The sequence below is a fragment of the Streptomyces sp. NPDC086519 genome, assembly GCF_040686075.1.
GTDB lineage: Bacteria > Actinomycetota > Actinomycetes > Streptomycetales > Streptomycetaceae > Streptomyces > Streptomyces shenzhenensis.
In genome coordinates this window covers 120,768-146,353 of sequence record NZ_JBFBJL010000012.1, presented here as the reverse complement: position 1 = coordinate 146,353, position 25,586 = coordinate 120,768, and the positions used below count along the sequence as shown (strand labels likewise).

Here is a 25,586-nt window from a genome sequence, read left to right as displayed (position 1 = left end):
ATGAAGCTCGCCAAGAAGATCGCTCTGACCACCACGGCCGTCGCGGCCGCGGCCGCCGCCACCCTGCTGGGTACGACCGCCGTCCAGGCCTACTCCGCGCAGCCCGCCCGCCTCCCGGCCGTCCACGCCCCCGCCGCGCTCGCCGTGCCCGACGGCAACGAGCTGACCGGCGTCTACTCCGCGCACGGTGTGCAGACCTACACCTGCACCGACGGCGCCTGGAAGCTCCTGGAGCCCGCCGCCACCCTCTCCGACAAGCGGGACCGCGCCCACCGCCCGGTCGCCCTGCACTCCCGCGGCCCGGTCTGGGTCTCCACGGTCGACGGCAGCGCGGTGAACGCCTCGGCGATCGCCACGTCCCCCAGGGACGGCGCCGTCCCCGAGCTGCTCCTGAAGGCCACGGCCACCCGCGGCGCGGGGACGTTCGAGGGTGTCACCTACGTCCAGCGCCTGGACACGGAGGGCGGCGTGGCCCCGGCCGCGGCGTGCACCGGCACGGACCAGATCTCGGTGCCGTACTCGGCGACGTACGCGTTCTACAAGGCCGCCAGCTGACCTGAGCGGGTCCGGCGCCCCGAAGGGGCGCGGGGAACTGCGCGACCAGCCACGTCGGCGCCGCGGTCGACAGCCGGCATGTCGCGGCACTTCCAGCAGAGTGCTCAGTCGGTGAGATCGACCCGGATCGTCAGGAGCTGCGTGCCCAGCGCCTTCACGGCCATGCTGTTGCCCTTGGGCAGGGTGCGCAGCCGGGCGACCGGGTCGTCGTCGGGCAGCAGGTGGGCGGTGCCGTGATGCCACCGCCCGCCGATCCGCACCCGCACCCGCGGATCGGCCTGGATGTTCCGCACGTACTGCGCCTTCACCCCGAACTCCGACACCAGCCAGAAACTGTCCCCGACCCGCCGCCCGCCCAGCGGGGTGCGGCGAGGCTGCCCGGAGATCCGGCCGGTGGTCTCCAGCAGGGTCTGGAAGGGCATGAGCCGGGTCAGCGGGTTGGCGACGTGCCGCTGGAACGCGGTGGTGACACGAAATCTGCGATCGGACATGGTTCCCCTGTTTCCGAGGCGGGCCCTGCCCTCACCGTACGTCGGCGGACTTCACCAGGTCGAGCAGGGGGGGCGAACGCCGTGGCACCGACCGTGGACGACCTGCGCGGTGCGCTCAGCCGGTACGGCTTCCCGGGCAGATGAAAGCAGTCCCGTCGGAGGTGGCCGAACCCCAGGAAGGCCGCCCCCTTTCGCGCCGCTCACCAGAGCCCGCAGGGCTCCCGTCCGGCTGCCCGGAGCAGGATGTGCCGGGTGGAACCCATCCCGTACCTGTCCATGTCGCTGGAGAGTTCGGCCACTTCCAGCAGGAGCGGCCGGATGCCGACCCCGGCGTCCCGGGCCTGCCCGCACAGGTCGTGCAGGCCGACCATCATGTCCCGGGTGTCGAGACCCTGGTCCTTGGCCGACATCTCCAGCAGGTGCTGCCGGAAGCCCTGCGGCGTCGGCTCGAAGGGCAGCGTCGTCGCCCAGCCGAACCAGTGGCACCGCTCCAAGAGGGCTCGCAGGGTGGCTCGGACGCTGTCGTCGCCCTCCTCGTAGCGGGAGAGGACGTCCCGCAGCGCCGCTTCGGCCTCCGGCCGGATCCCCGCCTCGTCCAGCGGATGCGGGCCCTCCCGCGTCTTCCGTACCCAGCCGGGGTCGGTGAGATCCACCGGCCTCCTGGCGATGGGCTCGACGCACGCGTCGATCAGGGCGACCCATGCCCTGAGCTCCGCCAGTTCGCCCATGGCAGCCCTTCCCACTCGTCGGCCCGTCTCCGCGGCAGCGCCACGGAGCGTCAGGCGGGGTGTTCTGCCGGGGCCGGCCAGCTGCCCCGTGCGGAGAGGTGAAGCACGAGGGCCGCGATGTTCCAGGCGTCGTCCTCGCCCCGGTGGTGGCGGCCTTCGAGCCGCAGGCCGGCGATCCGCAGGGCCTGTGCCATGCCGGGGCGCTTGCGCAGACCGTACGCCTCGGTGAAGGCGGCCTTGGCGTTGGTGTGTCGGCGGTTGAAGGGGTAGGGGGTCCGGGTGGCCTGGCACTGGCGGGTGAACTGGTGGCGGTCGTAGTCGCCCCAGCTCACCCACGGCCGGGCGCCCGCGCGGTGCTCGGCCGCCAGCAGCCGGCACGCCTCGGTGAAGGTGGTCCCCCGGTCGACCTCAGGCTGCGTGAGGCCGGTCAGCTCCGTGCAGAACTCGCTGACCGTGGACCGGGCGGGCCGCACCAGGATCCGGTGCCGGGCGAGGCGCTCGCCGGCGGCCAGACCGATGACGGTCAGCCCGATCTCGATGATCTCGCTGACCTCGCCGGGCGGCGGGGAACCGGCCCAGCAGGTCGCCTCGACGTCCACGACGTTGACGAGACCCTCGGTCCAGGCGCTGTCCATGACGGGAAGCGTAGGGAGGCGCAGGGCTGGGGGCACGTGGTTTTCGGGACTGCGCCGTCACCGGCCCGCTCTCGGCCTCCGCCGGAGCAGCGGCGTTTCTTGCCCTCCCCGCCCTGGGCCGGACCGGGTGCGCAGGCCGCCGTCGCCCGGTGAAGCACGGCGCGCGAGTGCGACGATGCCCTGGTGAGTTACTTCTCGTATGCGCGTCTCGGTCCTGGCCATGACCGGCAGCGCCGCCCGGAGCCCAGGCGGGCCGAGCCCGGTGAGTGGCCGAAGCTGGAGGCCGCGCTCGCTGTGGTCAACCGCGACCTGACGGCGACCGTGCCGGGGCAGGACGCGCTGGTACTGATGGTCGACCCGCCCTGGCGGCCCGCGCCGTCGGGCGGAGTCGACAGGGGGCAGGTCTACGTGGCGATGCCCGACGGCCGCTGGCAGGGCAACGCGGTGAACCCGTGGGACCCCGAGGAGGACGACCCGCTGGAGCCGGACGACGAGGCGACGGTGCTGACCGTGGTCGCGGACGCGGCGCAGGAGACCGTCACGGAGCTGCTCTGGCAGGTCTGGCCGGTCTGCGGGGAACACAAGCTCGGCATGCACGCCCGTCCCGCAGGGACCGCCGCCGACTGGTACCCGGGGGTGACGGACGCGGCCGGCCCACCGGTGTGGTGGTGCCGGGGTGGCCGGGACGGCGCATGTCACGACGTCGCCCCGGTGGGCGAGCTGGCCGCCACCCTGCCGGGAAAACAGCGTCGCGCCCTGCGGCGCAGCGAGCGCAGGCGAGACGGCCGCCGGTAGCCGCGGGGCCGGACAACGACCACTCCGGTCACCCCGGGGCGGATCGCCGGGGCAGGACGGGACCGCGGGCGGGCGCGACGACCCGTGGGCCGCCGTGGAGCGGCTGGAAGCGGACGGCTTTGGCGTGCTTTGGCGCGCTTCGGCACGGCTTCCGCACGGCTTCGGCGGCGAACTGAGCGTGCGGCGGAGACCCGGGGCCGCCCGGAGACCGCATGGCGGTCAGTTCGTCACGATGCCGTGCAGGAGGAGGTCGATCAGCCTGGTGGCCAGGGCGCGCTGCTCCTCGCTGGCGGCGATGAGGCTGATCCCGCCCAGGGCCATCAGCACGTCCTGAGCGGCGACCCCTGGGCGTGTCGCTGACTGCCCTTCAGCTGCCGTCAGCAGGTGGCTGATGGCGTCGGCGAGCAGGGTCCGGGTGTGCAGCTTGTCGCTGTCGTCGGTCAGCACCACGGCCAGCGCCTCGGCCATGCCCTGCTTGGCGGCCATGAAGTCGATGAAGCGCTCCATCCAGGTCCGCAGCGCCTGAACCGGTGGCAGTACGGCCGTCAGTTCCGGTGCCGCCTCGCACAGGCGCCGCACCTCCTGTCGGTAGGTCGCCTCGACGAGGAGTTCCTTGGACGGGAACCGGCGGTAGAGGGTGCCGACGCCCACGCCCGCCGCGCGGGCGATGTCCTTGACCGAGGCCCCCGCCCCCTGCCGGGCGAAGGCGGCCGCGGCGGCCTCCAGCAGCCGGTCCTCGTTGCGTTGCGCGTCCGCGCGCAGCGGCCTGCGGGGCCGCGCCGTGTCCCCCTCGTGGCCGGTCACAGCCGACTCCCTTCCTGTCGCCCTTGCAAAGCGGAACGGGTTCCGCTTACTCTCGTCACGTGAACCGGAACCGGTTCCGCATATGAGGGTACGGCGGGCCCCTGCGCTTGCGCCACCGGCGGCCCGGGTCCCACCCGATCCGAACCCTCCCGATCCCCGGCTCTCCCGAGCCGAGGCCGAGCCCAGCCCTCCCGATCTGAATCAAGGAGACGGTCATGTCCGCACGTCTGCACAACACCGTTGCCCTCGTGACCGGCGCCAGCAGCGGTATCGGCGCGGCGGTCGCCCTGGGCCTCGCCGCCGAGGGGGCCGCGGTCGCGGTCGTGGCCCGGCGCCGCGAGCGGCTCGACGAGCTCGCCGGAAAGATCGTCGCCGCCGGCGGGGCGGCGCTCGTGGTGGAGGCCGACATCACGGATCAGGGGCAGGCGACCGCCGCCGTGGAGCGGGTGGTGGCCGAACTCGGCCGTCTGGACGTTCTGGTCAACAACGCCGGCACGGGGCTGCCCGGACCGGTCCTCGACGCGCCCGCCCAGGAATGGGAACGCATGCTGGCGGTGAACGTGCACGGCCTCCTGCACGTCACCCACGCCGCGCTGCCGCATCTGCTGCGCGCGGCGGAGGACTCGCCACGCCGGGTGGCGGACCTGGTCAACATCAGCTCCACCGCCGGGCGGGTGGCCCGGCCGGGCACGGCGGTGTACAGCATGACGAAGTTCGGCGTGAACGGGTTCACCGAGGCCCTGCGCCAGGAGGTCATGCGGCAGCGTCTGCGCGTGAGCGTGATCGAACCGGGGACCGTGGACACCGAGTTCGTCACGCACTCGCGGGACGACATCAGGGCGTCGCTGGATCAGCAGCTGGCCGGGATGGAGATGCTGCGTCCCGAGGACATCGCGGACACGGTCTCGTTCGTGGTCACCCGCCACCGCCGGGTCTCTGTCAACGAGATCCTCGTCCGCGCTTCCGAGCAGACCTGGTGAGTACCGCGGAACCTCTCCGCCGACGGTGATCGTCGGCGCCTTGGAGACCGGTGCTGCGCCGAGTCGGTTTCAACGCCCCAGGAAAATCGGGTTGGTGAGGGCAGCGAGGGCGCCGGGGACGGGGCCCGCGGCCGTTTCATGGCGGATCTCGGCCCGTACATACGCCGCGTACGACGGGGTCGTGCGCCACTCCACCACGCCCGACCCGGCGACCGGCAGCGGGTCGCTGGTGAGCAGGACGCCCTCGTCGGTGACGAAGCGGACCGTGCAGCGCGGCACGCCGGAGGCCGCCAGCCGGACGGTCACCGGGGTGTCGGGGGCGACGGCGAGGCGTTCGCCGATGCCCGCCCGCTCGCCGCGGCCGCCCGTCGCCGTGAAGCTCAGCGTCACGTTCTTCGACTCGGCGATGTAGGAGCGGCCCGCGCGCAGGCCCGCCTGGATCGCCTCGCGGCTCAGGTCGTCGGCGAGGACGACGGTCTGGGGCATGCCGACGGCGTCGGGATCGCGGTGGGCGTCGCTGTTGCCCATCGCCGGGAGCCACTCCCGGTTGTCGCGCACCGAGGCGACCAGGGTGGCGTCCCAGGCGGACAGGGCCACCTCGTCGTCGGGGGTGTAGGGCCCGTTCCAGACCTCGACGGCGTCGGCCTCGCCGAAACCGAACTTCCAGGCGCAGCCCACGCACGTGGCGTGCGGATGCGCCGGTACGACCAGGCCGCCGGCCTTGTGGATCTGGTGGGCGAAGCGGCCGAAGCGGTTGTCGCGGGCCCGGTAGCGCCAGTCGACGAAGGTCCCGGGATCGGTGCCGAGGGCGACGACGTGGCCGTTGCGCGTCGTGACCTCCTCGCCGAGCATGATCAGCAGGTCGTCGCCGGCCTGGTCCGCCCAGTGGGCGTGCGCCGAGTGGGTGTTGTGCTCGGAGGAGTTGATGAAGTCCAGGCCGGCGGCGCGGGCGAGGGCCGCGATCTCGGCGGGGGTGCGGCGGCCGTCGGAGTACCAGGAGTGCAGGTGACAGTCGCCCCGGTACCAGTCCCGGCCGCGGCCCTTGGCGCGGGAGGGCGGGTAGACCGGGCGGACGGGGGTGCCGGGTTCGCCGTAGGTGAGGGTGATCGTCAGCTCGTACGACAGGCCTTGCGGGGCCACCGTGTAGGGGCCGAGGGCGACGTACCAGGTGCCGGCGTCGACCGGGCCGGGGAGGTAGCCGGGGGTCGCGTCGTCGGCGCGGACGAAGAACTCCGTGCGGGCGCCGCCGGACCAGCCGCGGAAGCCCTTGCCGCCGAGGTCGGTGCCGTGCTGGTCGAAGAGGCCGATGTCGAGCGCGTTGCCCGTGGTGCCGGCCGGGACGCCCGGTCGGTCGTAGGTGTAGGCGACCTTGATCTCGCACACCCCGGCCGGCACTTCGACCGGTACGTACACGAAGTCCGGGCAGCCGGGCGGCAGCGTGCCGCTCACCGTCCGGGTTTCCTGGTCCTGGCCGTCGTCCGCCGCTGCGAAGCTCACGGGTCCCAACGTAAGGGCTGCCGCCGCACCCGTCACGAACAGTGCCCGCCTGCCGATGCCGTGCGTCTCCTCACACATGCCGGTCACTCTCCCCTCTAGACGTGAACTCCCTTGGAAGGACAGGGAATCCACAGGCGTCCGTCTGCCATGTGCATAGCCGTGTGAAAGGCGGGACGGGTGATGCCGACTGGTCGGTATGGACATATCGCGCCACCGCCGGTACAGATGGGGCATGCGCATAGCCGTCACGATCTTCCTCACCGACGAGACCATCGCCCCCGTCCGGCTCGCCCGTGAGCTGGAGGCACGCGGGTTCGCCGGGCTGTACCTGCCCGAGCACACGCACATCCCCGTCGAGCGGACCACCCCGTACCCGGCGGGCGGCGACCTGCCCCGCGAGTACGGCCGTACCCTCGACCCCTTCGTCGCCCTCGGCCAGGCCGCCGCCGTCACCGAGAGCCTCGGCCTCGGTACCGGCATCACCCTGGTCGCCCAGCACGACCCGATCGACCTCGCCAAGCAGATCGCCACCCTCGACCACCTGTCCGGCGGCCGCTTCACCCTCGGCGTCGGCTTCGGCTGGAACGTCGAGGAGGCCGCCGACCACGGGGTGCGCTGGCGCGACCGGCGTGAGCTGGGCCGGGACCGGATGGCGTTGATGCGGGCCCTGTGGGCGGACGAACCCACCGCCTACGAGGGGGAGTTCGGGAGCGTACGGGCGTCGTCCGCGTACCCCAAGCCCGTCCAGAAGCCGCGCGGACCGGTCACCGGGCCGCGCACGCTGATCGGCGGGGCCGCGGGGCCGAAGCTGTTCGCGCACATCGCGGAGTACGCCGACGGGTGGCTGCCGATCGGGGGACGCGGGCTCACCGAGTCACTGCCGGTCCTGCGGGGCGTGTGGGCGGACGCGGGGCGGGACCCGGCCGCCCTCAAGGTCGTCCCGTACGCGGTGCTGCCCGCGCCGGGAAAGCTCGCGCACTACGCCGAGCTGGGCATCGAGGAGGTCGTGCTCCAACTGCCGCCGGCGGGGGAGACGGAGGTGCTGGGGGTGCTGGACGCCTACGCCGAGTACCTCTGAGGCGGCTCGCCCCGCGCTCCCTCGCCGACGGTCGTGTTACCCGGCGTCGGCCTTCCCGTCAGCGGATCAGGGACACGGCCGCCAGCAGAACCACACCCACCCAGGCGGCCAGCGTCCACCCCGCGCAGCGCAGGCGCAGCGAGCGGTACCGCCGCTCGTACTCGCCGCGCAGGGACCGGCACCGGGCGGCGACCCGTTCGAGATCCTGCCGCGCTCGGCGCAGGCTGTCCTCGACGTGGTGCCGTTCGACCTCGTCGCGCTGGGACGTGGTCAGCCAGTCCATGCGTCCGGTGAACTCCCGCGCCCGCTGTTCGGCCTCGGTGATCCTGGCCTGCCACAACAGGTATCCCTCGGCCTGGTTGACGAGGTCCCTGCCGGCTCCCGGCGGCTGTCCACCGCCCACCCGGTGTCCCGCGCCGGTCATGTGTGGAGCCTCTGGGCCTCGCCCTCGGACATGGCGATGTCCGGGTGGTGCAGGTCGAACGCCGGGGACTCGGAGCGGATCCGCGGCAGCGTGACGAAGTTGTGCCGCGGCGGCGGGCAGGAGGTCGCCCACTCCAGCGAACGGCCGTAGCCCCACGGGTCGTCGACGCCGACCGGCTTGCCGTAACGGGCGGTCTTCCACACGTTGTAGAGGAACGGGAGCATCGACAGGCCGAGCACGAAGGAGCTGATCGTCGAGACGGTGTTCAGCGCGGTGAAGCCGTCGGTGGCCAGGTAGTCGGCGTACCGGCGCGGCATGCCCTCGGCGCCCAGCCAGTGCTGGACCAGGAAGGTGCCGTGGAAGCCGGCGAACAGGGTCCAGAAGGTGATCTTGCCGAGGCGCTCGTCGAGCATCTTGCCCGTCATCTTCGGCCACCAGAAGTGGAAGCCGGAGAACATCGCGAAGACGACCGTGCCGAAGACCGTGTAATGGAAGTGGGCCACCACGAAGTACGAGTCGGAGACGTGGAAGTCCATCGGCGGCGAGGCCAGGATGACACCGGTCAGACCACCGAACAGGAAGGTCACGAGGAAGCCGGCCGCCCACAGCATCGGCGTCTCGAACGACACCGATCCCTTCCACATGGTGCCGATCCAGTTGAAGAACTTCACCCCGGTCGGGACCGCGATCAGGAAGGTCATGAAGGCGAAGAACGGCAGCAGCACACCCCCGGTGACGTACATGTGGTGCGCCCACACCGTGATGGACAGACCCGCGATCGCGATCGTCGCGGCCACCAGGCCCATGTAGCCGAAGATCGGCTTGCGGGAGAAGACCGGGATCACCTCGCTCACGATGCCGAAGAACGGCAGCGCGATGATGTACACCTCCGGGTGGCCGAAGAACCAGAAGAGGTGTTGCCAGAGCAGTGCTCCGCCGTTGGCGGCGTCGAACACGTGGGCGCCGAATTTGCGGTCCGCCTCCAGGGCGAACAGCGCGGCGGCGAGGACGGGGAAGACGAGCAGGGCCAGGACGGCGGTCAGCAGCACGTTCCAGGTGAAGATCGGCATGCGGAACATGGTCATGCCGGGGGCACGCATGCAGATGATCGTGGTGATGAAGTTGACCGCGCCGAGGATGGTGCCGAAGCCGGAGAAGGCCAGGCCCATGATCCACAGGTCGGCGCCGAGGCCCGGCGTCCGGACCGCGTCCGAGAGCGGGGAGTAGGCGAACCAGCCGAAGTCGGCCGCGCCCTGCGGGGTGAGGAAGCCGCCGAGGGCGATGGTCGAGCCGAGCAGGTACAGCCAGTAGGCGAACATGTTCAGCCGCGGGAAGGCGACGTCCGGCGCGCCGATCTGGAGCGGCATGATCCAGTTCGTGAAGCCGGAGAACAGCGGCGTCGCGAACACCAGCAGCATGATCGTGCCGTGCATCGTGAACGCCTGGTTGTACTGCTCGTTCGACATGATCTGCAGACCAGGGCGGGCGAGCTCGGCACGCATGAGCAGCGCCATGACGCCGCCGACCAGGAAGAACGCGAACGACGTGGTCAGATACAGCGTGCCGATGGTCTTGTGGTCGGTGGTGGTCAGCCATTTGACGACGACATTGCCCGGCTGCCGCCCGCGGAGTGGCACTTCACTCTCGTAGTAGTCGGCAGCCGGCTGCTCCGGATCGTTGAGAACAGTCACAGGTGTGTTTCTCCAGACGCTCGCGGGTCATCCGCGCCTTCGACGTGAGTCACCGGTCATCCTCGCGGCTCCGGGCGGAAGGGGAGGTGCCCGATCGGCCGCCGTTCCGCCGATCGGGCAGCCGGTACCCACGAGTGGAGCAGTCGGCCGCACACTGCGCGCACACCCAGTCCTCGTCCGCGGCGACGTTCCGCACCGGCCGCCGCCGCGACCTGCCGAGCCGCCGGGGCCAGGATGAGCGCCACCGAGTGCCTCCCGGGCCGACGGTGCACCCCTGCCCCGTTGCCTTCCGCCCCGCCCGCGTACCCCCGCCCCCTTGCCTTCCGGGCCGCCCGTGCACCGGCCCCGATGGCCCCGCTCGACCCGAACGTATGCTCAAGGAATGACGACTTCCGCGACCCCCGGAACCGGCCCCACCGACCGCCCCGGCGGTACCGGCCCCACCGAGAACTCCATGCGTCGCGCCCTCAAACGCGCCCGGGACGGCGTCGCTCTCGACGTCGCCGAGGCCGCCGTTCTGCTCCAGGCGCGCGGCGCGGCCCTGGACGACCTCGCCGCGTCCGCCGCCCGGGTCCGTGACGCCGGTCTGGAAGAGGCCGGCCGTCCCGGTGTCATCACGTACTCGAAGAGCGTCTTCATCCCCCTCACCCGCCTGTGCCGTGACAAGTGCCACTACTGCACGTTCGTCACCGTCCCCGGCAAGCTCCGCCGGGCCGGGCACGGGATGTTCATGTCCCCGGACGAGGTTCTCGACGTAGCCCGCAAGGGTGCGGCCCTCGGCTGCAAGGAAGCCCTCATCACCCTCGGCGACAAGCCCGAGGACCGCTGGCCCGAGGCGCGCGAGTGGCTCGACGCGCACGGTTACGACGACACGATCGCCTACGTCCGCGCCGTCTCCGTCCGCATCCTGGAGGAGACCGGCCTGCTGCCGCATCTCAACCCCGGCGTGTTGTCCTGGACCGACTTCCAGCGGCTCAAGCCGGTCGCCCCCTCGATGGGCATGATGCTGGAGACGACCGCCACCCGGCTGTGGTCCGAGCCCGGCGGCCCGCACCACGGCTCCCCGGACAAGGAACCCGCCGTCCGGCTGCGGGTCCTGGAGGACGCGGGCCGTTCCTCCGTCCCCTTCACCTCCGGCATCCTGATCGGAATCGGCGAGACGTACGAGGAGCGGGCCGAGTCCCTCTTCGCGCTGCGGCGCGTCGCGCGGTCGTACCACGGCGTCCAGGAGCTGATCATCCAGAACTTCCGCGCCAAGCCGGACACGGCGATGCGCGGCATGCCGGACGCCGAACTGGACGAGCTGGTCGCCGCGGTCGCCGTCGCCCGCCTCGTCATGGGCCCCGCCGGCAACATCCAGGCCCCGCCGAACCTCGTCGACAGCGAGTACGAGCGGCTGATCGCGGCCGGGATCGACGACTGGGGCGGGGTCTCCCCGCTGACCATCGACCACGTCAACCCGGAACGCCCCTGGCCGCAGATCGAGGAACTGGAGTCGAGGTCGCGCGCCGCCGGTTTCGAGCTGCGGGAACGTCTCTGCGTGTACCCGGAGTTCGTCCGCCGCGGCGAGCCCTGGCTGGACCCGCGGCTGCGCCCGCACGTGGCCGCGCTCGCCGACCCCCGGACCGGACTGGCGGTGCCGGACGCGGTGGTCGAGGGGCATCCCTGGCAGGAGCCCGAGGAGGTCTTCGACGCCTCCGGCCGCACCGACCTGCACACCGCCATCGACACCGAGGGCCGCAGGACCGGCCGGCGCGACGACTTCGACGAGGTGTACGGCGACTGGGGCGCGCTGCGCGAGGCCGCGGCCCCCGGGATGGCTCCCGAGCGCATCGACACGGACGTCCGCCAGGCCCTGGCCACCGCGGCCGACGACCCCACGAAGCTGACGGACACCGAGGCCCTCGCCCTCTTCCACGCGGACGGCCCGGCGCTGGACGCGCTGACGCGGATCGCCGACGACGTACGGAAGTCGGCCGTCGGCGACGACGTCACCTACATCGTCACCCGCAACATCAACTTCACCAACGTCTGCTACACCGGCTGCCGTTTCTGCGCCTTCGCGCAACGGCGCACGGACGCGGACGCCTACACCCTCTCCCTGGACCAGGTTGCCGACCGCGCCCAGCAGGCGTGGGAGGTCGGCGCGGTCGAGGTCTGCATGCAGGGCGGCATCCACCCCGACCTGCCCGGCACGGCGTACTTCGACATCGCGAAGGCGGTGAAGGAACGCGTCCCCGGCATGCACGTGCACGCCTTCTCGCCGATGGAGGTGGTGAACGGCGCGACCCGCACCGGCCTGTCGATCCGGGAGTGGCTGACGGCGGCGAAGGAAGCGGGTCTCGACACCATCCCCGGGACGGCCGCCGAGATCCTGGACGACGAGGTGCGGTGGGTGCTGACGAAGGGCAAGCTGCCCGCCGCCACCTGGATCGAGGTCGTCACCACCGCCCACGAGCTGGGCATCCGATCCTCCTCCACCATGATGTACGGCCATGTCGACCAGCCCCGCCACTGGCTGGGCCACCTGCGCACCCTGGCCGGCATCCAGCAGCGCACGGGCGGCTTCACGGAGTTCGTGACGCTTCCCTTCATCCACACCAACGCGCCCGTCTACCTGGCGGGCATCTCCCGTCCGGGGCCGACGACGCGCGACAACCGGGCGGTGACGGCGATGGCCCGTCTCCTTCTCCACCCCCACATCCCGAACATCCAGACAAGCTGGGTGAAACTGGGCACGGAGGGTGCGGCGGAGATGCTCCGCTCGGGCGCGAACGACCTGGGCGGCACGCTCATGGAGGAGACGATCTCGCGGATGGCGGGGTCGTCGTACGGCTCGTACAAGTCGGTCCGTGACCTGGTCGCCGTGGCCGAGGCCGCCGGGCGCCCGGCGAAGCCGCGCACGACGCTGTACGGGCCGGTCACCGAGGAGCGGCAGCGGGCGGCGGCGGTCTCCGACGGGCACCTGCCGGAGCTGCTGCCGGTGCTGGACTGAGCGGTCGGGCCGGGCGGGCAGCGGGCAGTACGATGATCCGACCCTGTGCGAACAGGCAGGGGGCCTCATAGCGCTCACAGCGGAGGAGATGCGTACCCGTGGCTGCCCGACTGCTGCCCTCCTGGGTCTGGGTCACCGGTCTGACGGCCGGGGCGACGGTCGCCGTCGTCCTCCTCGCCGTCCAGGCCGACAAGGGGCCGCACCCCACGGCCGCGGCGGTCCGCCCGTCGGCGAGCGCGTCGGCGGGCGCCCACCCCTCCGCGTCCCCGACCCCGGCCAAGGCCCCCGACGTACCGGCGGCCTCCGGCACCGGCCGCCGTATCGTCTACTCGCTCGGTGCCAGGCGGGTGTGGACGGTCGACGCGAGCGACAAGGCGACCCGCACGTTCACGGTGTGGCCGGGGACGGTCTCTCCCGACCCCGGCACCTACATGATCTCCAGGACCCTGGCGTCCACGACGGGCTCGGACGGCGTCCAGATCGAGCACATTCTCTACTTCGCGTCCAAGTCGGGGCTGTCGGTCGCCTTCTCCAACGCGGTCGACGGCTCCTCCCCGCCGCCCGCCGCCGGCAAGCAGACCAGCGGCATCCGGATGCGCACGGCGGACGGCGCGGCACTGTGGACGTTCGGCACGGAGCCGGACACCAAGGTGACAGTGGTCAAGTAGCGGGCCCCGGGCGGCCCTAGGCGTCCCGGTCCGAGGGGCTCACCTGGACGACGACGAGCGCGAGCCCGGTGAGCACCAGCACCCGGGTCGCGGCGTCCAGACCGTTCCAGGTCTTGGACTGCCACATGGAGAACCACTCGCCGCCGATCCCGATGAACCCGGCGCCGAAGAGCAGCACGAGCATCAGCAGGCCGTAGGTGGAGACGCGCCGCGCGCGGACGTTGTCGCGGCGTACCCAGAGCCAGGTCCCGGCGATCAGCACGAGCGCGGCCAGCGTCTCCCACCCGATGATGGCGACGTAGGCGGCGTTCTCCAGTCCCTTGTCCGTGATGGACCGCCACATCAGGTCGTCGTCCTTGAACGTGGTGTCCATGGCCAGAACATGCTGGACGAAGGCCTGGTTGGTGCCGAAGTCGGTGATGTTCCCGAAGGCGACGAGGGTGATGTAGAGAGCGACCGTGCCGGTGAGAACGGCAGCGGCGAGCGAGAGCGCGCGGGGCGCGTGGGAGGTGGACATGTCACCGTCCTTCCCCAACTCGGCCGTTTACACCCCCTGTTGACCGGTTGCCGAGCACGCCTGACGTCGTGCCGCCGCGGCGAACCGCTCGCGCGCCGGTACCGTGGGTCGAGGTTTCGTGCGAAATGTGAAGTGCTGGGCGCGGAGTGCGAAGGGGGTCTCGTGGACACGGCAGACACCATCGGAGGCATACGCGGCGACGGAGCGGAAGGCAGCGGCGAGTTCGCGGAGTTGCGGACGCGCGAGTTCGGCTACCTCGACGAGGGCGGCCACACCTACCTCGACCACACCGGCGCCGGACTCCCCCCGCGCTCCCTCGTCATGGGCAGCGCCCGCCGGATCACCGGCGGTCTGTTCGGCAACCCGCACTCCGAGAGCCCGGCCTCCCGCGCCTCCGGACTCCTGCTGGCCGAGGCCCGGCAGGCGGTGCTCCGCCACTTCAACGCCGACCCCGCCGAATACGCCGTGATCTTCACCCCGAACGCGACCGGCGCCCTGCGCCTGGTCGGTGAGGCCTACCCGTTCACCCGCGACAGCAGGCTCGTGATGTCGCTCGACAACCACAACTCGGTCAACGGACTGCGGGAGTACGCGCGGGCGCGCGGAGCCGCGACCGTGTACGTACCGGGCCTGCACATCGACGAGGCGCGACTGCTCGCCGCCCTGTCCCCGTCCGGCCCGCGGCGCGGCGCCGGCGGCCTGCTCGCCTATCCGGCGCAGAGCAACTTCACCGGCGTCCAGCATTCCCTGGAATGGATCGACACCGCCCGGTCGCACGGCTACGACGTACTCCTCGACGCGGCGGCCTTCGCGCCGACCAACGTCCTGGACCTGAGCCGCCACCATCCGGACTTCACAGCCGTCAGCTGGTACAAGGTCTTCGGGCACCCCACCGGCATCGGCAGCCTGATCGCCCGCCGCGCGGCCCTCGCCAGGCTGCGCCGCCCCTGGTTCTCGGGCGGCACCATCTACGCCGTCAGCGCCCAGGCCCAGTGGCACGTCCTCGCCGCCGACGAGGCCGCCTTCGAGGACGGCACGGTCAACTTCCTCTCCCTGCCGGACGTGACCGCCGGACTCGCCTGGATCGACGGCATCGGCATGCCCCGCATACACGCCCACGTCACTCGCCTCACCGGCCAACTGCTCACCGGGCTGCGGGCGTTACGACACAGCGACGGCTCCCCGCTGGTCCGGGTGTACGGCGCGGACGGCGCGGAGGGCGGGGACGGCGCGGAGGGCGTCGGCGTGAACCGCGGCGGCACGGTCGCGCTGAACGTCCTCGGGGCGGACGGCCGGATCGTCGACGAACGCGTCGTCACGCGCGACAGCGCCGCACACGGCATATCCCTGCGCACGGGCTGCTTCTGCAATCCGGGCGCCGGAGAGGAGGCGTTCGACCTGCCCCTGTCCCGGCTGCGCTCGGCGGCCGACCGGCAAGTGGGCTCCCTGGACGAGTACCTGGAGCTGCTCCAACTGCCGTCGGCCGGCGCCGTCCGGGTCTCCCTGGGCGTGTCGTCCCAGCCCAGGGACATCGAGACGTTCCTGGCCTTCCTCACGGAGACCTACCGGGACCGGGTACCGGGGGTGACCGGGCTGGCCGCGCGGGAGAGCTGCTGACCCCGGGGCACCCGACGCGGATCAGCGGCCCGCGGACCACCGGCCCGCGGATCACCGGCCCGTGGATCACCGCCCCGCCCGGCTCCGCGCCGCACCGTCCCGGCACTTGCGCACCAGAATCAGCCACGTCCAGGCCAGGAACACCAGCGCGAAGGCGGCCAGGACCAGCCACCCGCGGCTCGCCGGATGCCCGAACGAATCCCCGTACGACGCCAGCAGCGGCGGACCGAGCGGCGAGCGGCCCGCCCGCCACAACGGCTCCAGCCCCACCCCGCTGCCCAGCGCCTCGAACGCCCAGCGGTTGGTCATCGCCCAGCTGATCGCCTTCCCGGCCACCGTCATCCGGGGCACCGGCACGAAGGCGCCCGAGAACAGCACCTGGGGGAAGCAGAGCAACGGCAGCATCAGCGTCGCCTGCCCGGGCTCGGACACCGCCGCCGACGCGAGCAGCCCCAGCGCGAGGGCGGCGGCCGAGGCCAGCACACTCGACACGAACAGGGATCCGTACGTGTCCCAGCCCGCCGCGGGCAGCCGGTCCAGAGCGCGCAGCACGACCAGCAGCAGCGCGTCCGCGACCGCGAGCACCGGCAGCATGGTCGTCAGCTTCGAGGCGACGTACGGGCCGATCCGCAGTCCCGCGAGCCATTCGCGACGCAGGACCGCCAGCTCGGTGCAGATCTGGAGCAGGCCGTACGTCAGCCCGAAGAAGAACGCGCCGAACGCGATCCAGAACATGATCATCGCCGACGAGCCCGGATCCGGGGCCGCCGGATCGAACGCTCCGGCGCGGAACAGCACCGCGAACATCGCCACGATCATCACCGGCGACCCCGCCAGGACGGCGACCGAGAGGCGGTTGTGCAGCATCAGCGCGGTACCGCGCCGGGTCAGCAGCGCCCACTGACGCAGGACGCCAACACGACTGACTTGTGCGGCTCGTGACGCGACATCAGCACTCGTCGGCTCCTCCGCCACGACCGGTTCGACGCGCGCACCGCCCGCCACCGCCTCGTACACCTCCTCCACGGTGCCGACCCCGAAGGCCTCGTACAGCCCGGCCGGTTCGCCCGCGTACGCGACCTCGCCACCGGCGGAGAGGAACACCACCTGATCGGCGCGGAGCAGATCGGCGAGGACATGCGTGGTCAGCACGACGGTGGTGCCGTCCTCGGCCAGCGACCGCAGGGTGCGCAGCAGGGCCGCGCCCGTGACCGGGTCGAGCCCGGACGTCGGCTCGTCGAGGAAGAGCACTCTGGGCCGGGTGAGCAACTCGACCGCGATACTGGCCCGTTTGCGTTCACCGCCGCTCAGCGCGCGCACGGGAGTCCGCGCCCGCTCCGCCAGGCCGAGGGTGTCCAGCACCCGGTCGACGGTTTCCAGCACGGTCCCGGCGGCCGTACCCGGAGCCATCCGCAGGCCCGCCGCGTACACCAGCGTGCGGCGCAGCGGCAGTTCGCGGTGGATGATGTCCTCCTGCGGAACGAACCCGAAGTCCGGCCCCGGCGGCCCGGGCCGCACCCCGTCGTGCAGCACCTCGCCCTCGCTCGGCACGGTCAGCCCCGCCAGCGTCTGCAACAGCACGGTCTTGCCCGCCCCGCTGCTCCCGGCGATCACCGTGAGCCGCCCCGGAGCGACATCGACCGACACGCCGTTCAGTATTCGGCCGCCCCCACGCACCTCCCGGCTCACCCGACGTGCGCGCAGGCGCAGGCCGTTGACGGTGGGGCCGGGGGCGGGGGCCTCGACGGACGCGGGCGGGCGCGGGGGCGGTGTCGGCATGGGGGCAGCATGTCAGGTGAGCACCGGACCCGGCAGTCGCCGATGCCCTGATGCCGGGTCCTCTGCCAGACTGCGGGCTGAGCGGTTACGGGGGTGCAGCGGATGGGGCCGACACGGCCGTCGATGCAGGAACTGATCGGGCGACGCCGGAGGGCCGGGTTCGTCGGGCGGGTCGAGGAGCGGGCCGCGTTCCGGCGGAACCTCGGTCTGCCGCCCGAGGACGAGCGGCATCGCTTCCTCTTCCATGTGCACGGTGCCGCGGGCGTCGGGAAGACCCGCCTGGTACGGGAGTTGGAGCAGATCGCCAGGGAGGCCGGGGCGCTGACCGCGTACGTCGACGAGGGCGTGGCCGCTCTGCCCGAGGCGATGGCGGCGATGGCCCGTCAGTTCGCGGCGCAGGGGCGGCGGTTCAAGGAACTGGAGCGGTTGCTGGCCACCCACCGGGAGCGGCGGCACGAGGCGGAGTCCGCCCTGGTGCTGGGCGGAGCGGAGGAGAGGGAGGGGCCGTCGGCGGGGAGCCTGGCGGTGGCGCGGGCGGCGCAGGTGGGGCTGGGGATGGTCCCGGTGGCCGGCGCGTTCGCCGTCGCCCTGGACGCCGAACGGCTCGCCGAGGGCGCCGACCGGCTCCGGGCCCGCTTCCGCAGCCAGGAGGACGTCCAGCTGGTGCTGTCTCCCGAGCGGATACTCACCCCCGTGCTGCTGACGGAGCTGGCGGGCGCGGCCGACGCCGCCCCCTGGGTCGTCCTCCTCCTCGACACCTACGAGCGCACCGGCCCGTTCCTCGACCCCTGGCTGCACGACGTGATGACCACCGACCGGTACGGCGCCCTCCCCGCCAACGTCGTCGTGGTCACCTCCGGCCAGCACCCCTTCGACACCGCCCGCTGGGGCAGCTTCGCGGACTTCAGGACGGACCTGCCGCTCGGCCCGTTCACGGAGGCGGAGGCCCGGGGGCTGCTCGCCGACAAGGGAGTACGGGACGAGCCGGTGGTCGCGGAGGTGCTGCGGCTGACGGGCGGGCTGCCGGTGCTCGTCTCCACCCTGGCCGAGTCCGGGCCCGTCGGCCCCGCGGAGGTGGGGGATCCGAGCGCCACCGCGGTGGACCGCTTCCTGAAGTGGGAGCGGGACCCCGTACGCCGAGCGGCCGCGCTGGCCGGCGCGCTGCCCCGACGGCTCGACGAGGACGTGTTCCGCTCGGCCGTGGACGGCCCCGAGGAGCAGGCGGACGCGCTCTTCGCCTGGCTGCGGGGCATGCCGTTCGTCAGCGAGCGCGGCGGCCGGATGAGCTACCACGACGTGGTCCGGGCGCCGATGCTCCGGTTGCAGCGGCTGCGCTCGCCCCGGAACTGGACCGAGCGGCACACCCGGCTCGCCGACGCGTACGGCCGGCGGCGCGCGGAGGCCGAAGCCGACCTGCGGCCCGAGGAGCCGTGGACGGACGAGGAGTGGCGGGAGCTGCGGCTCGGCGAGTCGTACCACCTGCTGTGCGCGAGACCCCGCGCCGCGCTGCCGGCCGTGCTCGCCGACCTCGTCACCGCCTGCGTCTACGGCGACGACGCGGTACGGCCCTGGGTGCGGCTCCTGGCCGAGGCGGGCGAGGACGCGGACGCCGAGGCCGTACGGACCTGGGGCGCGGACCTCTCCGAGGCGCTCGCCGGAGACGGGCTCGCCGGACTGCTCCGGCTGCTGCTCGGCCGGGCCCGGGGCGACGAGCCGTGGCGGGCGACGGCATGGGCGCTGCGCGCCGACGCGCTTGTCCGGGACGGCGCGCACGAGCAGGCCCTGGAGGACTACGGCCGCGCCCTCGCCCTGGATCCGGCCCTGGTGCGGGCCCACCGCGGCCGGGCCGTCACCCGGGGCGGGACGGGCGACTACGAGGGCGCGCTCGCCGACCTCGACCGGGTGCTGGAACTGGAGCCGGACAACCCGTGGAACGTCATCCTGCGCGGCGAGCACCACCGGCTGGCCGGCCACCACGACGAAGCGGTGGCCGACCTCAGCGAGGGGATCAGCCGCAACCCCACCAGCGAGTTCGCCTGGGCCTCCCGAGGCGCCGCCCACGAACGCCACGGCGATCTCGACGCGGCCCTGGCCGACTTCGACCACGCGCTGGGACTCAAGCCGGACTACGCCTGGGCCCTGGCCCGCCGCGGCCGTGTCTGGCGCGGCCTCGGCGACCAGGCCCGCCGCCTCGCCGACCTCGACCGCGCCCTCGCCCTACAGCCCGACTGGGCCTGGGGCCGCTGCGAACGCGGCGAAGCCCTGCGCGTCGCCGGCCGCGACGAGGAGGCCCTGGCCGACTACGACCGCGCCCTTGAACTCGACCCCGACTACGCGTACGCGTACGCCAGCCGCGGCGTGTCCCTGTCCAACCTGGGCCGTCACGAAGAGGGCCTCGCCGAGCTGGACCGCGCCCTCGCGCTGAACCCGGACTATCCCTGGGCCCTGGAACACCGGGCCGTGATCCTTCAGCGCATGGCGGACGCGTGAACTGGACCTGCCTCCGGGGCGCTCGTACTCGCGCCAGCCGTGACTTCGACGCCGAGTCCGAGGACGGCCGGCTGGCGACGCGGCCCTACCGGCAAGGGCCGGCGGAGCTCAAGCAGGTCATACGCGGGGACGTGCAGCGCCCGCCGGACCGACACCGCAGACGAAGGCCGCCCACGAGACCTCCCCGAATGCGAGGCGTGCGCCTGCCTTGTCCTTGGAGTCGCGGACGTGGACGGTGGTGGTGAGGGGGGATATGGCCACCTCGACGCAGTCGGGGCCGTCGTTGCTGCTGTAGCTGCTCTTGAACCAGTTCAGCGCGTTGGGGGTCATGTTTCCTCTCCCAGCACTTTCTCGATGAAGGCCAGTGACTCCCGGGGCGGGAGAGCCTGCGCCCGGATCATTCCATAGCGCATATCCATGATCTGGACTTCCCGAGGATCACTGATCACACGACTGTGCAGCTGGGCTTCCGAGTGCCCGAGGGTCTTGCCGTCCTGGAGCTTGAGCAGTCGGATCGGACCGCCCATGCCGGCGTGGTCCTCGCGGTCCGTGGGCATCACCTGGATTTCCACGTTCCTCAACTTGCCAAGTGCCAGCAGGTGTTCGAGCTGCTGGCGTAGCACCATTCTGCCCCCGATCGGCCGACGCAGTGTCACCTCTTCCTGGACAAAGGTCAGGAGGGGCGGGGGAACCCGCTCGAAGACGCGGCGGCGTGCCATGCGCGCGGCGACCTGACGTCCGAGCTCATCCTCCGGATACGCGGGTCGGCGCATGGCGAACAGCGCCCTCGCGTACTCCTCTGTCTGGAGCAGGCCGTGCATGTTGTGGTTGGCGTAGGCCCCGAGCTCGACCGCCTCGTCCTCCAGCTTCGCCAGATCCCGGACCTTCTTCGGATACCGGGCCCGCTCCACGTCCTCCTTCATGAACGCGAGCTTCCCGTCCGCCCCCAGCGCCTCGTCGGCCTTCTCCAGGAAGTCGGGCTTGGGGATCCGGCGGGCCCGTTCCACGGCCGAGACCATCTCCTCGCTGTAGCCGATGGCGGTCCCGAGTTCGCCCTGCCGCAGCCCGGCGGCCTCCCGCCACACCTTGATCTGCCGCCCGACCGCCCTGAGTACGGCCTCGGCCTCCTCGTCCTCCACACCCGCCCCTTCCGACGTACGACCCGTACGGCACCGACCGACGCCCGGACAGTCACGCTCTGTGCCTGGTTCATCACTAGTCAGAGTAGGGAGAGGCGAGCACGCTGGGTGACATGACCCAGAAATCCCTCCCGGAAGTCCTGGCCCCCGCACACCACTTCACGGTGCAGTTGTCCGCCACTCGAAGGGGCGCTCGACTCGCGCGGCTGCTCACGGAACGCCAACTCGACGACTGGGGGCTCCGGTTCGCGGAGGCGGCGACGCAGGTCGTGGCCGAGCTGGCGTCGAACGCGGTGCTGCACGGACGTGTGGCGGGGCGGGACTTCCGGCTGGGGCTACGGCTGCTCGCCGACCGCACGCTCCGTGTCGAGGTGACCGACGCCCGGGGCGACCGCGTCCCGCGCCTCCACGATCCGGTGTCCGGCGACGCGGAATCGGGGCGGGGCCTGCTGATCGTGGCGGCGTACGCCGACCGTTGGGGCGTGGACGAGGCACCCGCCGGCTGCAAGGTCGTCTGGGCGGAGCTGGGGGCACCGGGTCGCGACGCCCCATGACCCGGTGGTTCCCGACGTCAAAGACCAAAGAACCGGGGAAAGAACCCAACCCGCCCCTACCGTCCCCGTCGATCACCCGCCGGAGTGAATATGCCGAACTCAACTGGCGCGGCGGGGCAGTTGTGCGGCAGCGTCTGCGGCGACAAGCCCACACATGCTTCGGCCCTCGCGGGGACTGCCATCCCACTGCGAGGGCCTGATCATCGAGGAAGAGACAGAGGCTTCCCAATGACTGCTCAGCAGCCTAGCGCGCCCAAGTCCGCCAAGACCCGGCATTCCCACTCCGGTGTGATTCACGTGAACGAACCCCACACCGAGAACTTCACCGTGGTCGGCAATCACCTCCTCCAGCACCCCGAGTTGTCGCTGATGGCCATCGGTCTCGCGGCGCACATCCAGTCGCTGCCCGCCGGGGCGCCGATCGGGATCAAGACGCTGGCCGCGAAGTTCCCCGAGGGGGAGATCCGGATCGCCGCAGCGTTGCGGGAGCTGGAGGAACACGGATACCTCACGCGTGCCAGGGAGCGTCTTCAATCGGGACAGGTGACGACCCGGACGACCTCGTACAACAAGCCCGGCAAGGGGCGGACCGCACCGGCTTCGGTCCCCGGACCCCCGGCTCCACCGAAGGCGTCCGCCCCGAAGGCCCCGGCCCCTGCCGCCGCCCTCCTCACCCGCCTGCGCACCTACGACTCCCGCCTCCTGCTCTCCGAACGTGACGTACGGCGGCTGGTGCCCGAGGTCTCCGAGTGGCTGGAGCGGGGCGTTCCGGCGACGGCCGTGGAGCGCGCGCTGACGACCGGCCTGCCCCAGGACCCGATCAAGCACCCTGCGGCCTTCCTCGCGCACCGCCTCACCAGCCTCCTGCCCCCACCCGTGCCGCTCCCGGTCGCGTCCCCTTCCGCGCCCGCCCGTCGTCCGGACCCCTGGCAGGACTGCGACGGCTGCGACCGCCCGTTCCGCGCCCCGGTGCCGGGACGGTGCCGGGACTGCCGTGCGCTCGGTGCGGTGGCTTAGGGGTCACGCAGACGGACGGCTCCCCACACCGCCTGTCCGCGCGAGCTCTTACGCGGTCGGCCTGTCACGGTACGGCGCCAGGAACGCGGTCAGCGCCGACAGCATCGCCTCCGGGGCTTCCTCGGCTGGGTAGTGGCCGCACTCGGGGATGACAAGGCCCTCCACGTCGTCGGCGGCAAGCTTCATCGTCGCGCCGACCGATGCGCCCAGGTTCTCCGCACCCCCGATCGCCAAGACGGGAAGGGACAGCCGTCGAGTCCTGCGCCGCTGGTTCTGTTCGATGGTCGTGTCGAGTGCGCGGTAGAACTCGAAGCTGGATCGCAGGGCTTCCGGGTCGGCGGCGAGGATGTCGACGTAGTACCGGACGGCGTGGTCGGGCAGTGGCTTCGCGGATTTCGTTGCGAACTGGTGGCCGAAGTAGAGATGTTCCCGTCCGCTGACCAACTGTTCGTTGACGCCGGTGAGGCGGTTGAAGGCGAAGTGCCAGAGGCGGTCGTTGGCCTCCTGGCTGCCGAAAAGAGGTGGCGTCGGGGAAAGTCCCGGGATCGCGGCCTCGGCGACGGCCAGGCGTTCGAGCCGGTCAGGGTGATCCGCGGCCAGGGCATAGCCGGTCCACATCCCGACGTCGTGACCGACCATGGCGAAGCGCTGATGCCCGAGTGCGTCCATCAGCGCCACCAAGTCGCCTGCGAGCGTGCCGGTGTCGTACCCGTCCAGGGGTTTGCCGGACAGTCCGACACCGCGCGGATCGACCGCGACGACGTGGAAGTCCCGGGCCAGCGCGGGCATCAGGAGGCGCCAGGCGTACCAGGTCTGCGGCCAGCCCGCGAGCAGCAGCAGCGCGGGTCCTTCGCCGCCGGTGACGGCGTGCAGGCGCAGCTCCCCGGTATCTACGTACCGGCTGGTGAAGGTGTCGGTGAACCGGGCCGGGAGGCCGGCCGCCCCGGAGACGGAACCGGGGCCTTCGGGCGTGGGCAGGTGGGTCGACGACAGACTCACGGTCATCCTTTGCGGCAGTGGTTGGCAGTGATTGGCAGTGGCTGACGGGGTTTCATGGAGTGGGCGGAGGCGGGGCGGTGCCACCCGGCGCGGCGCGGCGCGGCTCTCGCTCAGGCGGTGGCGGCGGCGGGGCGGCGCAGCGCGCCGGCGAGGGTGGTCGCTACGACCGTGACGGCGAGGAGCAGGGTCGCGACGTCCTGGTTGATCATCTGGTCGAGGAGCCCGAGGGCCAGCGTGGGCACGATCGTGCCCGTGTAGGCGGCCAGGAAGTACGTGGCGAGCAGATCCGCCCTGCGCAGCGGATCGGCGAGCCGCTGGGCGACGCCGACGCCGCCGCGGAAGACCAGGCCGATGCCGGCACCCGCCAGAAGTGTTCCGGCGGCGAACGTGGGCAGTGACCGTGCCCACAGGCCGGTCTCGAACACCACGACGCCCGCCATGAGGAACGCCGGCGCCGGCCAGCGCCCGGAGATCCACCGCTCCGGGACGGCCACCTGCGCGACCAGGGCGACGAGGAACAGCAGCCCGACCTGTGCGCCGACCGCCGCGACGTTGTGGACGTGCAGCTGTTCGCGGAGGAAGGAAGGCACCAACGACGAGAACAGTCCGCTGACCGCGAAGGCGGCGAGGACGGCCGCGGCCGCCCGCAGGAACTCGGTCCGCCCCGTCCCCCGGTCGGGAACGGCGGGACGGCGAACGGACAACGCGGGGCGCTGCCGGGCCATGACGGTCTCGGGGGTGACGACGACGGCCAGGAACGCCGGGATCAGGCCGACGAGGTAGACCCAGAACACCAGATGGGTGGGATCCGCCCCGTACTGCGCGAACAGGCCGGCGGCGATGGCGCCCAGTCCCAGTCCGCCCATGTTCGACACCGTGGAGACGGTCGACGCCCGTCGGGTGTGCTCGGCTCCGGCGAGCTCACCCAGCGCCGCGGTCGCCGTGGCGGTGAAGACGCCGGTGCTCAGGCCGCACAGGAACCGTGCCGCCAGGAGGGTCGCGACATCGCGGGCGACGAGGAACAGCACGGTGCTCGCCGCCGCGGCCAGGAGAGCGGCGGCCAGGAGGGGACGGCGGCCCGCGCGGTCGGAGAGCGACGCGAACACCATCAGCGCGAGCACCGTCCCCAAGGCGTAGACGGCGAAGACCAGCGTGGTGGTGAAGGGCCCGAAGCCCATCTGCGGCGCCCAGAACGCGTACAGCGGAATCGGCAGCGTCCCGCCCAGCATGACGAGGGTGTAGACCGCGGCCACGAGCCAGAACCCGGCGCGCGCCCGGCGCCCGTGGACGGGCGGAACGACGTGGGTGCGGACGTCTGGCGCGACATCGTTGATCATCGTGCGGCCTTTCGGGTGAGGGAACCGCCGTTCCTCACGCTAGCCATCTTGGATCGATCGGTCAAAGATGTTGTGACCGATCGGTCCAAGATGCGGGTAGGCTTGCGGCGGAGTCGTGAAACGGGAGGTGCGCGCCATGTCGGGCCGGAAGCAGTTCGACGTCGGTGTGGCGTTGGACCAGGCCATGCGGGTGTTCTGGCAGCGCGGATACGCGGACGCCTCACTCGATGCCCTCGGGTCCGCCACCGGACTCGGCCGCGGCTCCCTCTACGGTGCCTTCGGCACCAAGGACGCCCTGTTCGGCCAGTGCCTCGACCGCTACGCGCGGATCTACGGCGCGCAGTACGAGCAGGCGCTGACGGCGTACCCCGGTGAGCCGGTACGCGCGGTCGAGGCGTTCTTCGACGTCGTCCTGAGCCGTATCGCCGACCCGTCGGTCCCCGTGGGGTGCCTCGTCGCGCAGTCCGCCGCGCAGTCACCGACTCTGAAGGAGGAGAACAGGACCCAGGTGCGCGGCCTGCTCGACCAGCAGCGCCAACGGGTACGCACAGCACTGGCGGACTCCTCGGCCGACCCCCGGACGCTCGACGAACTCGCCACATTCGTTGTCGCCGTCAACCAGTCGCTGGCCGTACTGAGCCGTGCCGGCGCTTCGGACGCCGAGCTGCGCTCCGTGGCCCGGCTCGCCTGCGCAACGGTGGCTGACACCCTCAGCAGGGCGGCATCGGCGGACGCCGCTCAGGGCTGACCGTCCCCTGCCCGCCCGGCCCACCTGGCCGAAACCGGGTCACCCGGG

General features: G+C 72.0%; 24 protein-coding genes. 11 read left to right on the top strand and 13 right to left on the bottom strand.

Annotation, left to right across the window (positions count from 1 at the left end):
* A complete protein-coding gene (locus AB0P24_RS14255; RefSeq protein WP_365793649.1) occupies positions 1-555 on the top strand; it encodes a DUF3455 domain-containing protein in 555 nt (184 codons plus the stop codon).
* Positions 556-659: 104 nt separating this feature from the next.
* Here the strand turns inward: AB0P24_RS14255 and AB0P24_RS14250 are convergent, their stop codons facing one another.
* The 3 genes from AB0P24_RS14250 to AB0P24_RS14240 form a co-directional block, all read right to left on the bottom strand.
* Positions 660-1,046, bottom strand: coding sequence for a nitroreductase/quinone reductase family protein (locus AB0P24_RS14250; protein WP_365793647.1), 387 nt, complete (start codon positions 1,044-1,046; stop codon positions 660-662).
* Positions 1,047-1,246: 200 nt separating this feature from the next.
* Positions 1,247-1,774: a hypothetical protein gene (locus tag AB0P24_RS14245; protein ID WP_365793645.1), complete on the bottom strand. Its 528-nt coding sequence runs from the start codon at positions 1,772-1,774 to the stop codon at positions 1,247-1,249.
* 50 nt (positions 1,775-1,824) lie between these two features.
* Positions 1,825-2,409, bottom strand: coding sequence for a 3'-5' exonuclease (locus tag AB0P24_RS14240; RefSeq protein ID WP_365793643.1), 585 nt, complete (start codon positions 2,407-2,409; stop codon positions 1,825-1,827).
* 183 nt (positions 2,410-2,592) lie between these two features.
* Here AB0P24_RS14240 and AB0P24_RS14235 point away from each other — a divergent pair, with 183 nt between their 5' ends.
* Entirely contained in the window at positions 2,593-3,204 is a 612-nt protein-coding gene (locus AB0P24_RS14235) for a hypothetical protein (protein WP_365793641.1), read from the top strand.
* Between the two features lie 219 nt (positions 3,205-3,423).
* On the opposite strand, the gene AB0P24_RS14230 is transcribed toward AB0P24_RS14235, so the two are convergent.
* Entirely contained in the window at positions 3,424-4,008 is a 585-nt protein-coding gene (locus AB0P24_RS14230) for a helix-turn-helix domain-containing protein (RefSeq protein ID WP_365793639.1), read from the bottom strand.
* Positions 4,009-4,223: 215 nt separating this feature from the next.
* On the opposite strand from AB0P24_RS14230, the gene AB0P24_RS14225 reads away from it, so the two are divergent.
* Positions 4,224-4,988, top strand: a complete 765-nt coding sequence (locus tag AB0P24_RS14225) for an SDR family NAD(P)-dependent oxidoreductase (RefSeq protein ID WP_365793637.1) — start codon at positions 4,224-4,226, stop codon at positions 4,986-4,988.
* A gap of 69 nt (positions 4,989-5,057) precedes the next feature.
* On the opposite strand, the gene AB0P24_RS14220 is transcribed toward AB0P24_RS14225, so the two are convergent.
* Positions 5,058-6,563: a CehA/McbA family metallohydrolase gene (locus AB0P24_RS14220; RefSeq protein ID WP_365793635.1), complete on the bottom strand. Its 1,506-nt coding sequence runs from the start codon at positions 6,561-6,563 to the stop codon at positions 5,058-5,060.
* Positions 6,564-6,717: 154 nt separating this feature from the next.
* On the opposite strand from AB0P24_RS14220, the gene AB0P24_RS14215 reads away from it, so the two are divergent.
* Entirely contained in the window at positions 6,718-7,563 is an 846-nt protein-coding gene (locus AB0P24_RS14215; protein ID WP_365793633.1) for an LLM class F420-dependent oxidoreductase, read from the top strand.
* 58 nt (positions 7,564-7,621) lie between these two features.
* Here AB0P24_RS14215 and AB0P24_RS14210 read toward each other — a convergent pair whose 3' ends face one another.
* Together AB0P24_RS14210 and ctaD are read right to left on the bottom strand one after the other, a co-directional pair.
* The gene (locus AB0P24_RS14210; protein ID WP_365793631.1) at positions 7,622-7,987 is read right to left on the bottom strand and encodes a cytochrome C oxidase subunit I; all 366 of its coding nucleotides are present in this window, start codon (positions 7,985-7,987) and stop codon (positions 7,622-7,624) included.
* The gene (gene ctaD, locus AB0P24_RS14205; protein ID WP_365793629.1) at positions 7,984-9,678 is read right to left on the bottom strand and encodes a cytochrome c oxidase subunit I; all 1,695 of its coding nucleotides are present in this window, start codon (positions 9,676-9,678) and stop codon (positions 7,984-7,986) included. Before ctaD ends, AB0P24_RS14210 begins: the two co-directional genes overlap by 4 nt.
* A gap of 382 nt (positions 9,679-10,060) precedes the next feature.
* Here ctaD and AB0P24_RS14200 point away from each other — a divergent pair, with 382 nt between their 5' ends.
* Together AB0P24_RS14200 and AB0P24_RS14195 are read left to right on the top strand one after the other, a co-directional pair.
* A complete protein-coding gene (locus tag AB0P24_RS14200; RefSeq protein ID WP_365793627.1) occupies positions 10,061-12,673 on the top strand; it encodes a bifunctional FO biosynthesis protein CofGH in 2,613 nt (870 codons plus the stop codon).
* Positions 12,674-12,771: 98 nt separating this feature from the next.
* A complete protein-coding gene (locus AB0P24_RS14195) occupies positions 12,772-13,341 on the top strand; it encodes a hypothetical protein (RefSeq protein WP_365793625.1) in 570 nt (189 codons plus the stop codon).
* Positions 13,342-13,357: 16 nt separating this feature from the next.
* Here AB0P24_RS14195 and AB0P24_RS14190 read toward each other — a convergent pair whose 3' ends face one another.
* Entirely contained in the window at positions 13,358-13,858 is a 501-nt protein-coding gene (locus AB0P24_RS14190; RefSeq protein ID WP_365793623.1) for a DUF2165 domain-containing protein, read from the bottom strand.
* Positions 13,859-14,020: 162 nt separating this feature from the next.
* Between AB0P24_RS14190 and AB0P24_RS14185 the strand changes: the two genes are divergently transcribed.
* Positions 14,021-15,475 carry an aminotransferase class V-fold PLP-dependent enzyme gene (locus AB0P24_RS14185; protein ID WP_365793621.1) on the top strand — a complete coding sequence of 485 codons (1,455 nt, stop codon included), beginning with the start codon at positions 14,021-14,023 and terminating at the stop codon, positions 15,473-15,475.
* A 66-nt stretch (positions 15,476-15,541) separates the two neighbouring features.
* Here AB0P24_RS14185 and AB0P24_RS14180 read toward each other — a convergent pair whose 3' ends face one another.
* A complete protein-coding gene (locus AB0P24_RS14180) occupies positions 15,542-17,254 on the bottom strand; it encodes an ATP-binding cassette domain-containing protein (protein WP_365793619.1) in 1,713 nt (570 codons plus the stop codon).
* A gap of 123 nt (positions 17,255-17,377) precedes the next feature.
* Here AB0P24_RS14180 and AB0P24_RS14175 point away from each other — a divergent pair, with 123 nt between their 5' ends.
* Positions 17,378-19,744 (top strand): tetratricopeptide repeat protein, encoded by a 2,367-nt coding sequence (locus tag AB0P24_RS14175; RefSeq protein WP_365793617.1) that lies wholly within the window; start codon positions 17,378-17,380, stop codon positions 19,742-19,744.
* A gap of 117 nt (positions 19,745-19,861) precedes the next feature.
* Here the strand turns inward: AB0P24_RS14175 and AB0P24_RS14170 are convergent, their stop codons facing one another.
* Both AB0P24_RS14170 and AB0P24_RS14165 read right to left on the bottom strand, forming a co-directional pair.
* The gene (locus AB0P24_RS14170) at positions 19,862-20,074 is read right to left on the bottom strand and encodes a DUF397 domain-containing protein (protein WP_365793615.1); all 213 of its coding nucleotides are present in this window, start codon (positions 20,072-20,074) and stop codon (positions 19,862-19,864) included.
* Positions 20,071-20,883, bottom strand: a complete 813-nt coding sequence (locus tag AB0P24_RS14165) for a helix-turn-helix transcriptional regulator (protein ID WP_365793613.1) — start codon at positions 20,881-20,883, stop codon at positions 20,071-20,073. Before AB0P24_RS14165 ends, AB0P24_RS14170 begins: the two co-directional genes overlap by 4 nt.
* A gap of 113 nt (positions 20,884-20,996) precedes the next feature.
* Between AB0P24_RS14165 and AB0P24_RS14160 the strand changes: the two genes are divergently transcribed.
* Positions 20,997-21,437 (top strand): ATP-binding protein, encoded by a 441-nt coding sequence (locus AB0P24_RS14160; RefSeq protein WP_365793611.1) that lies wholly within the window; start codon positions 20,997-20,999, stop codon positions 21,435-21,437.
* Between the two features lie 297 nt (positions 21,438-21,734).
* A complete protein-coding gene (locus AB0P24_RS14155; protein ID WP_365793609.1) occupies positions 21,735-22,454 on the top strand; it encodes a helix-turn-helix domain-containing protein in 720 nt (239 codons plus the stop codon).
* A gap of 48 nt (positions 22,455-22,502) precedes the next feature.
* Here the strand turns inward: AB0P24_RS14155 and AB0P24_RS14150 are convergent, their stop codons facing one another.
* Both AB0P24_RS14150 and AB0P24_RS14145 read right to left on the bottom strand, forming a co-directional pair.
* Positions 22,503-23,453: an alpha/beta hydrolase gene (locus tag AB0P24_RS14150; RefSeq protein WP_365793607.1), complete on the bottom strand. Its 951-nt coding sequence runs from the start codon at positions 23,451-23,453 to the stop codon at positions 22,503-22,505.
* 110 nt (positions 23,454-23,563) lie between these two features.
* Positions 23,564-24,790, bottom strand: coding sequence for an MFS transporter (locus AB0P24_RS14145; protein WP_365793605.1), 1,227 nt, complete (start codon positions 24,788-24,790; stop codon positions 23,564-23,566).
* Between the two features lie 136 nt (positions 24,791-24,926).
* On the opposite strand from AB0P24_RS14145, the gene AB0P24_RS14140 reads away from it, so the two are divergent.
* Positions 24,927-25,538, top strand: a complete 612-nt coding sequence (locus tag AB0P24_RS14140; protein ID WP_365793603.1) for a TetR/AcrR family transcriptional regulator — start codon at positions 24,927-24,929, stop codon at positions 25,536-25,538.
* Positions 25,539-25,586 lie beyond the last annotated feature (48 nt).

Coding starts and splice junctions, on each gene's coding strand:
- AB0P24_RS14255 (WP_365793649.1), top strand. CDS start 1: ATGAAGCTCGCCAAGAAGATCGCTCTGACCACCACGGCCGTCGCGGCC.
- AB0P24_RS14250 (WP_365793647.1), bottom strand. CDS start 1,046: ATGTCCGATCGCAGATTTCGTGTCACCACCGCGTTCCAGCGGCACGTC.
- AB0P24_RS14245 (WP_365793645.1), bottom strand. CDS start 1,774: ATGGGCGAACTGGCGGAGCTCAGGGCATGGGTCGCCCTGATCGACGCG.
- AB0P24_RS14240 (WP_365793643.1), bottom strand. CDS start 2,409: ATGGACAGCGCCTGGACCGAGGGTCTCGTCAACGTCGTGGACGTCGAG.
- AB0P24_RS14225 (WP_365793637.1), top strand. CDS start 4,224: ATGTCCGCACGTCTGCACAACACCGTTGCCCTCGTGACCGGCGCCAGC.
- AB0P24_RS14220 (WP_365793635.1), bottom strand. CDS start 6,563: ATGTGTGAGGAGACGCACGGCATCGGCAGGCGGGCACTGTTCGTGACG.
- AB0P24_RS14215 (WP_365793633.1), top strand. CDS start 6,718: ATGCGCATAGCCGTCACGATCTTCCTCACCGACGAGACCATCGCCCCC.
- AB0P24_RS14210 (WP_365793631.1), bottom strand. CDS start 7,987: ATGACCGGCGCGGGACACCGGGTGGGCGGTGGACAGCCGCCGGGAGCC.
- AB0P24_RS14200 (WP_365793627.1), top strand. CDS start 10,061: ATGACGACTTCCGCGACCCCCGGAACCGGCCCCACCGACCGCCCCGGC.
- AB0P24_RS14190 (WP_365793623.1), bottom strand. CDS start 13,858: ATGTCCACCTCCCACGCGCCCCGCGCGCTCTCGCTCGCCGCTGCCGTT.
- AB0P24_RS14180 (WP_365793619.1), bottom strand. CDS start 17,254: ATGCCGACACCGCCCCCGCGCCCGCCCGCGTCCGTCGAGGCCCCCGCC.
- AB0P24_RS14175 (WP_365793617.1), top strand. CDS start 17,378: ATGCAGGAACTGATCGGGCGACGCCGGAGGGCCGGGTTCGTCGGGCGG.
- AB0P24_RS14170 (WP_365793615.1), bottom strand. CDS start 20,074: ATGACCCCCAACGCGCTGAACTGGTTCAAGAGCAGCTACAGCAGCAAC.
- AB0P24_RS14160 (WP_365793611.1), top strand. CDS start 20,997: ATGACCCAGAAATCCCTCCCGGAAGTCCTGGCCCCCGCACACCACTTC.
- AB0P24_RS14145 (WP_365793605.1), bottom strand. CDS start 24,790: ATGATCAACGATGTCGCGCCAGACGTCCGCACCCACGTCGTTCCGCCC.
- AB0P24_RS14140 (WP_365793603.1), top strand. CDS start 24,927: ATGTCGGGCCGGAAGCAGTTCGACGTCGGTGTGGCGTTGGACCAGGCC.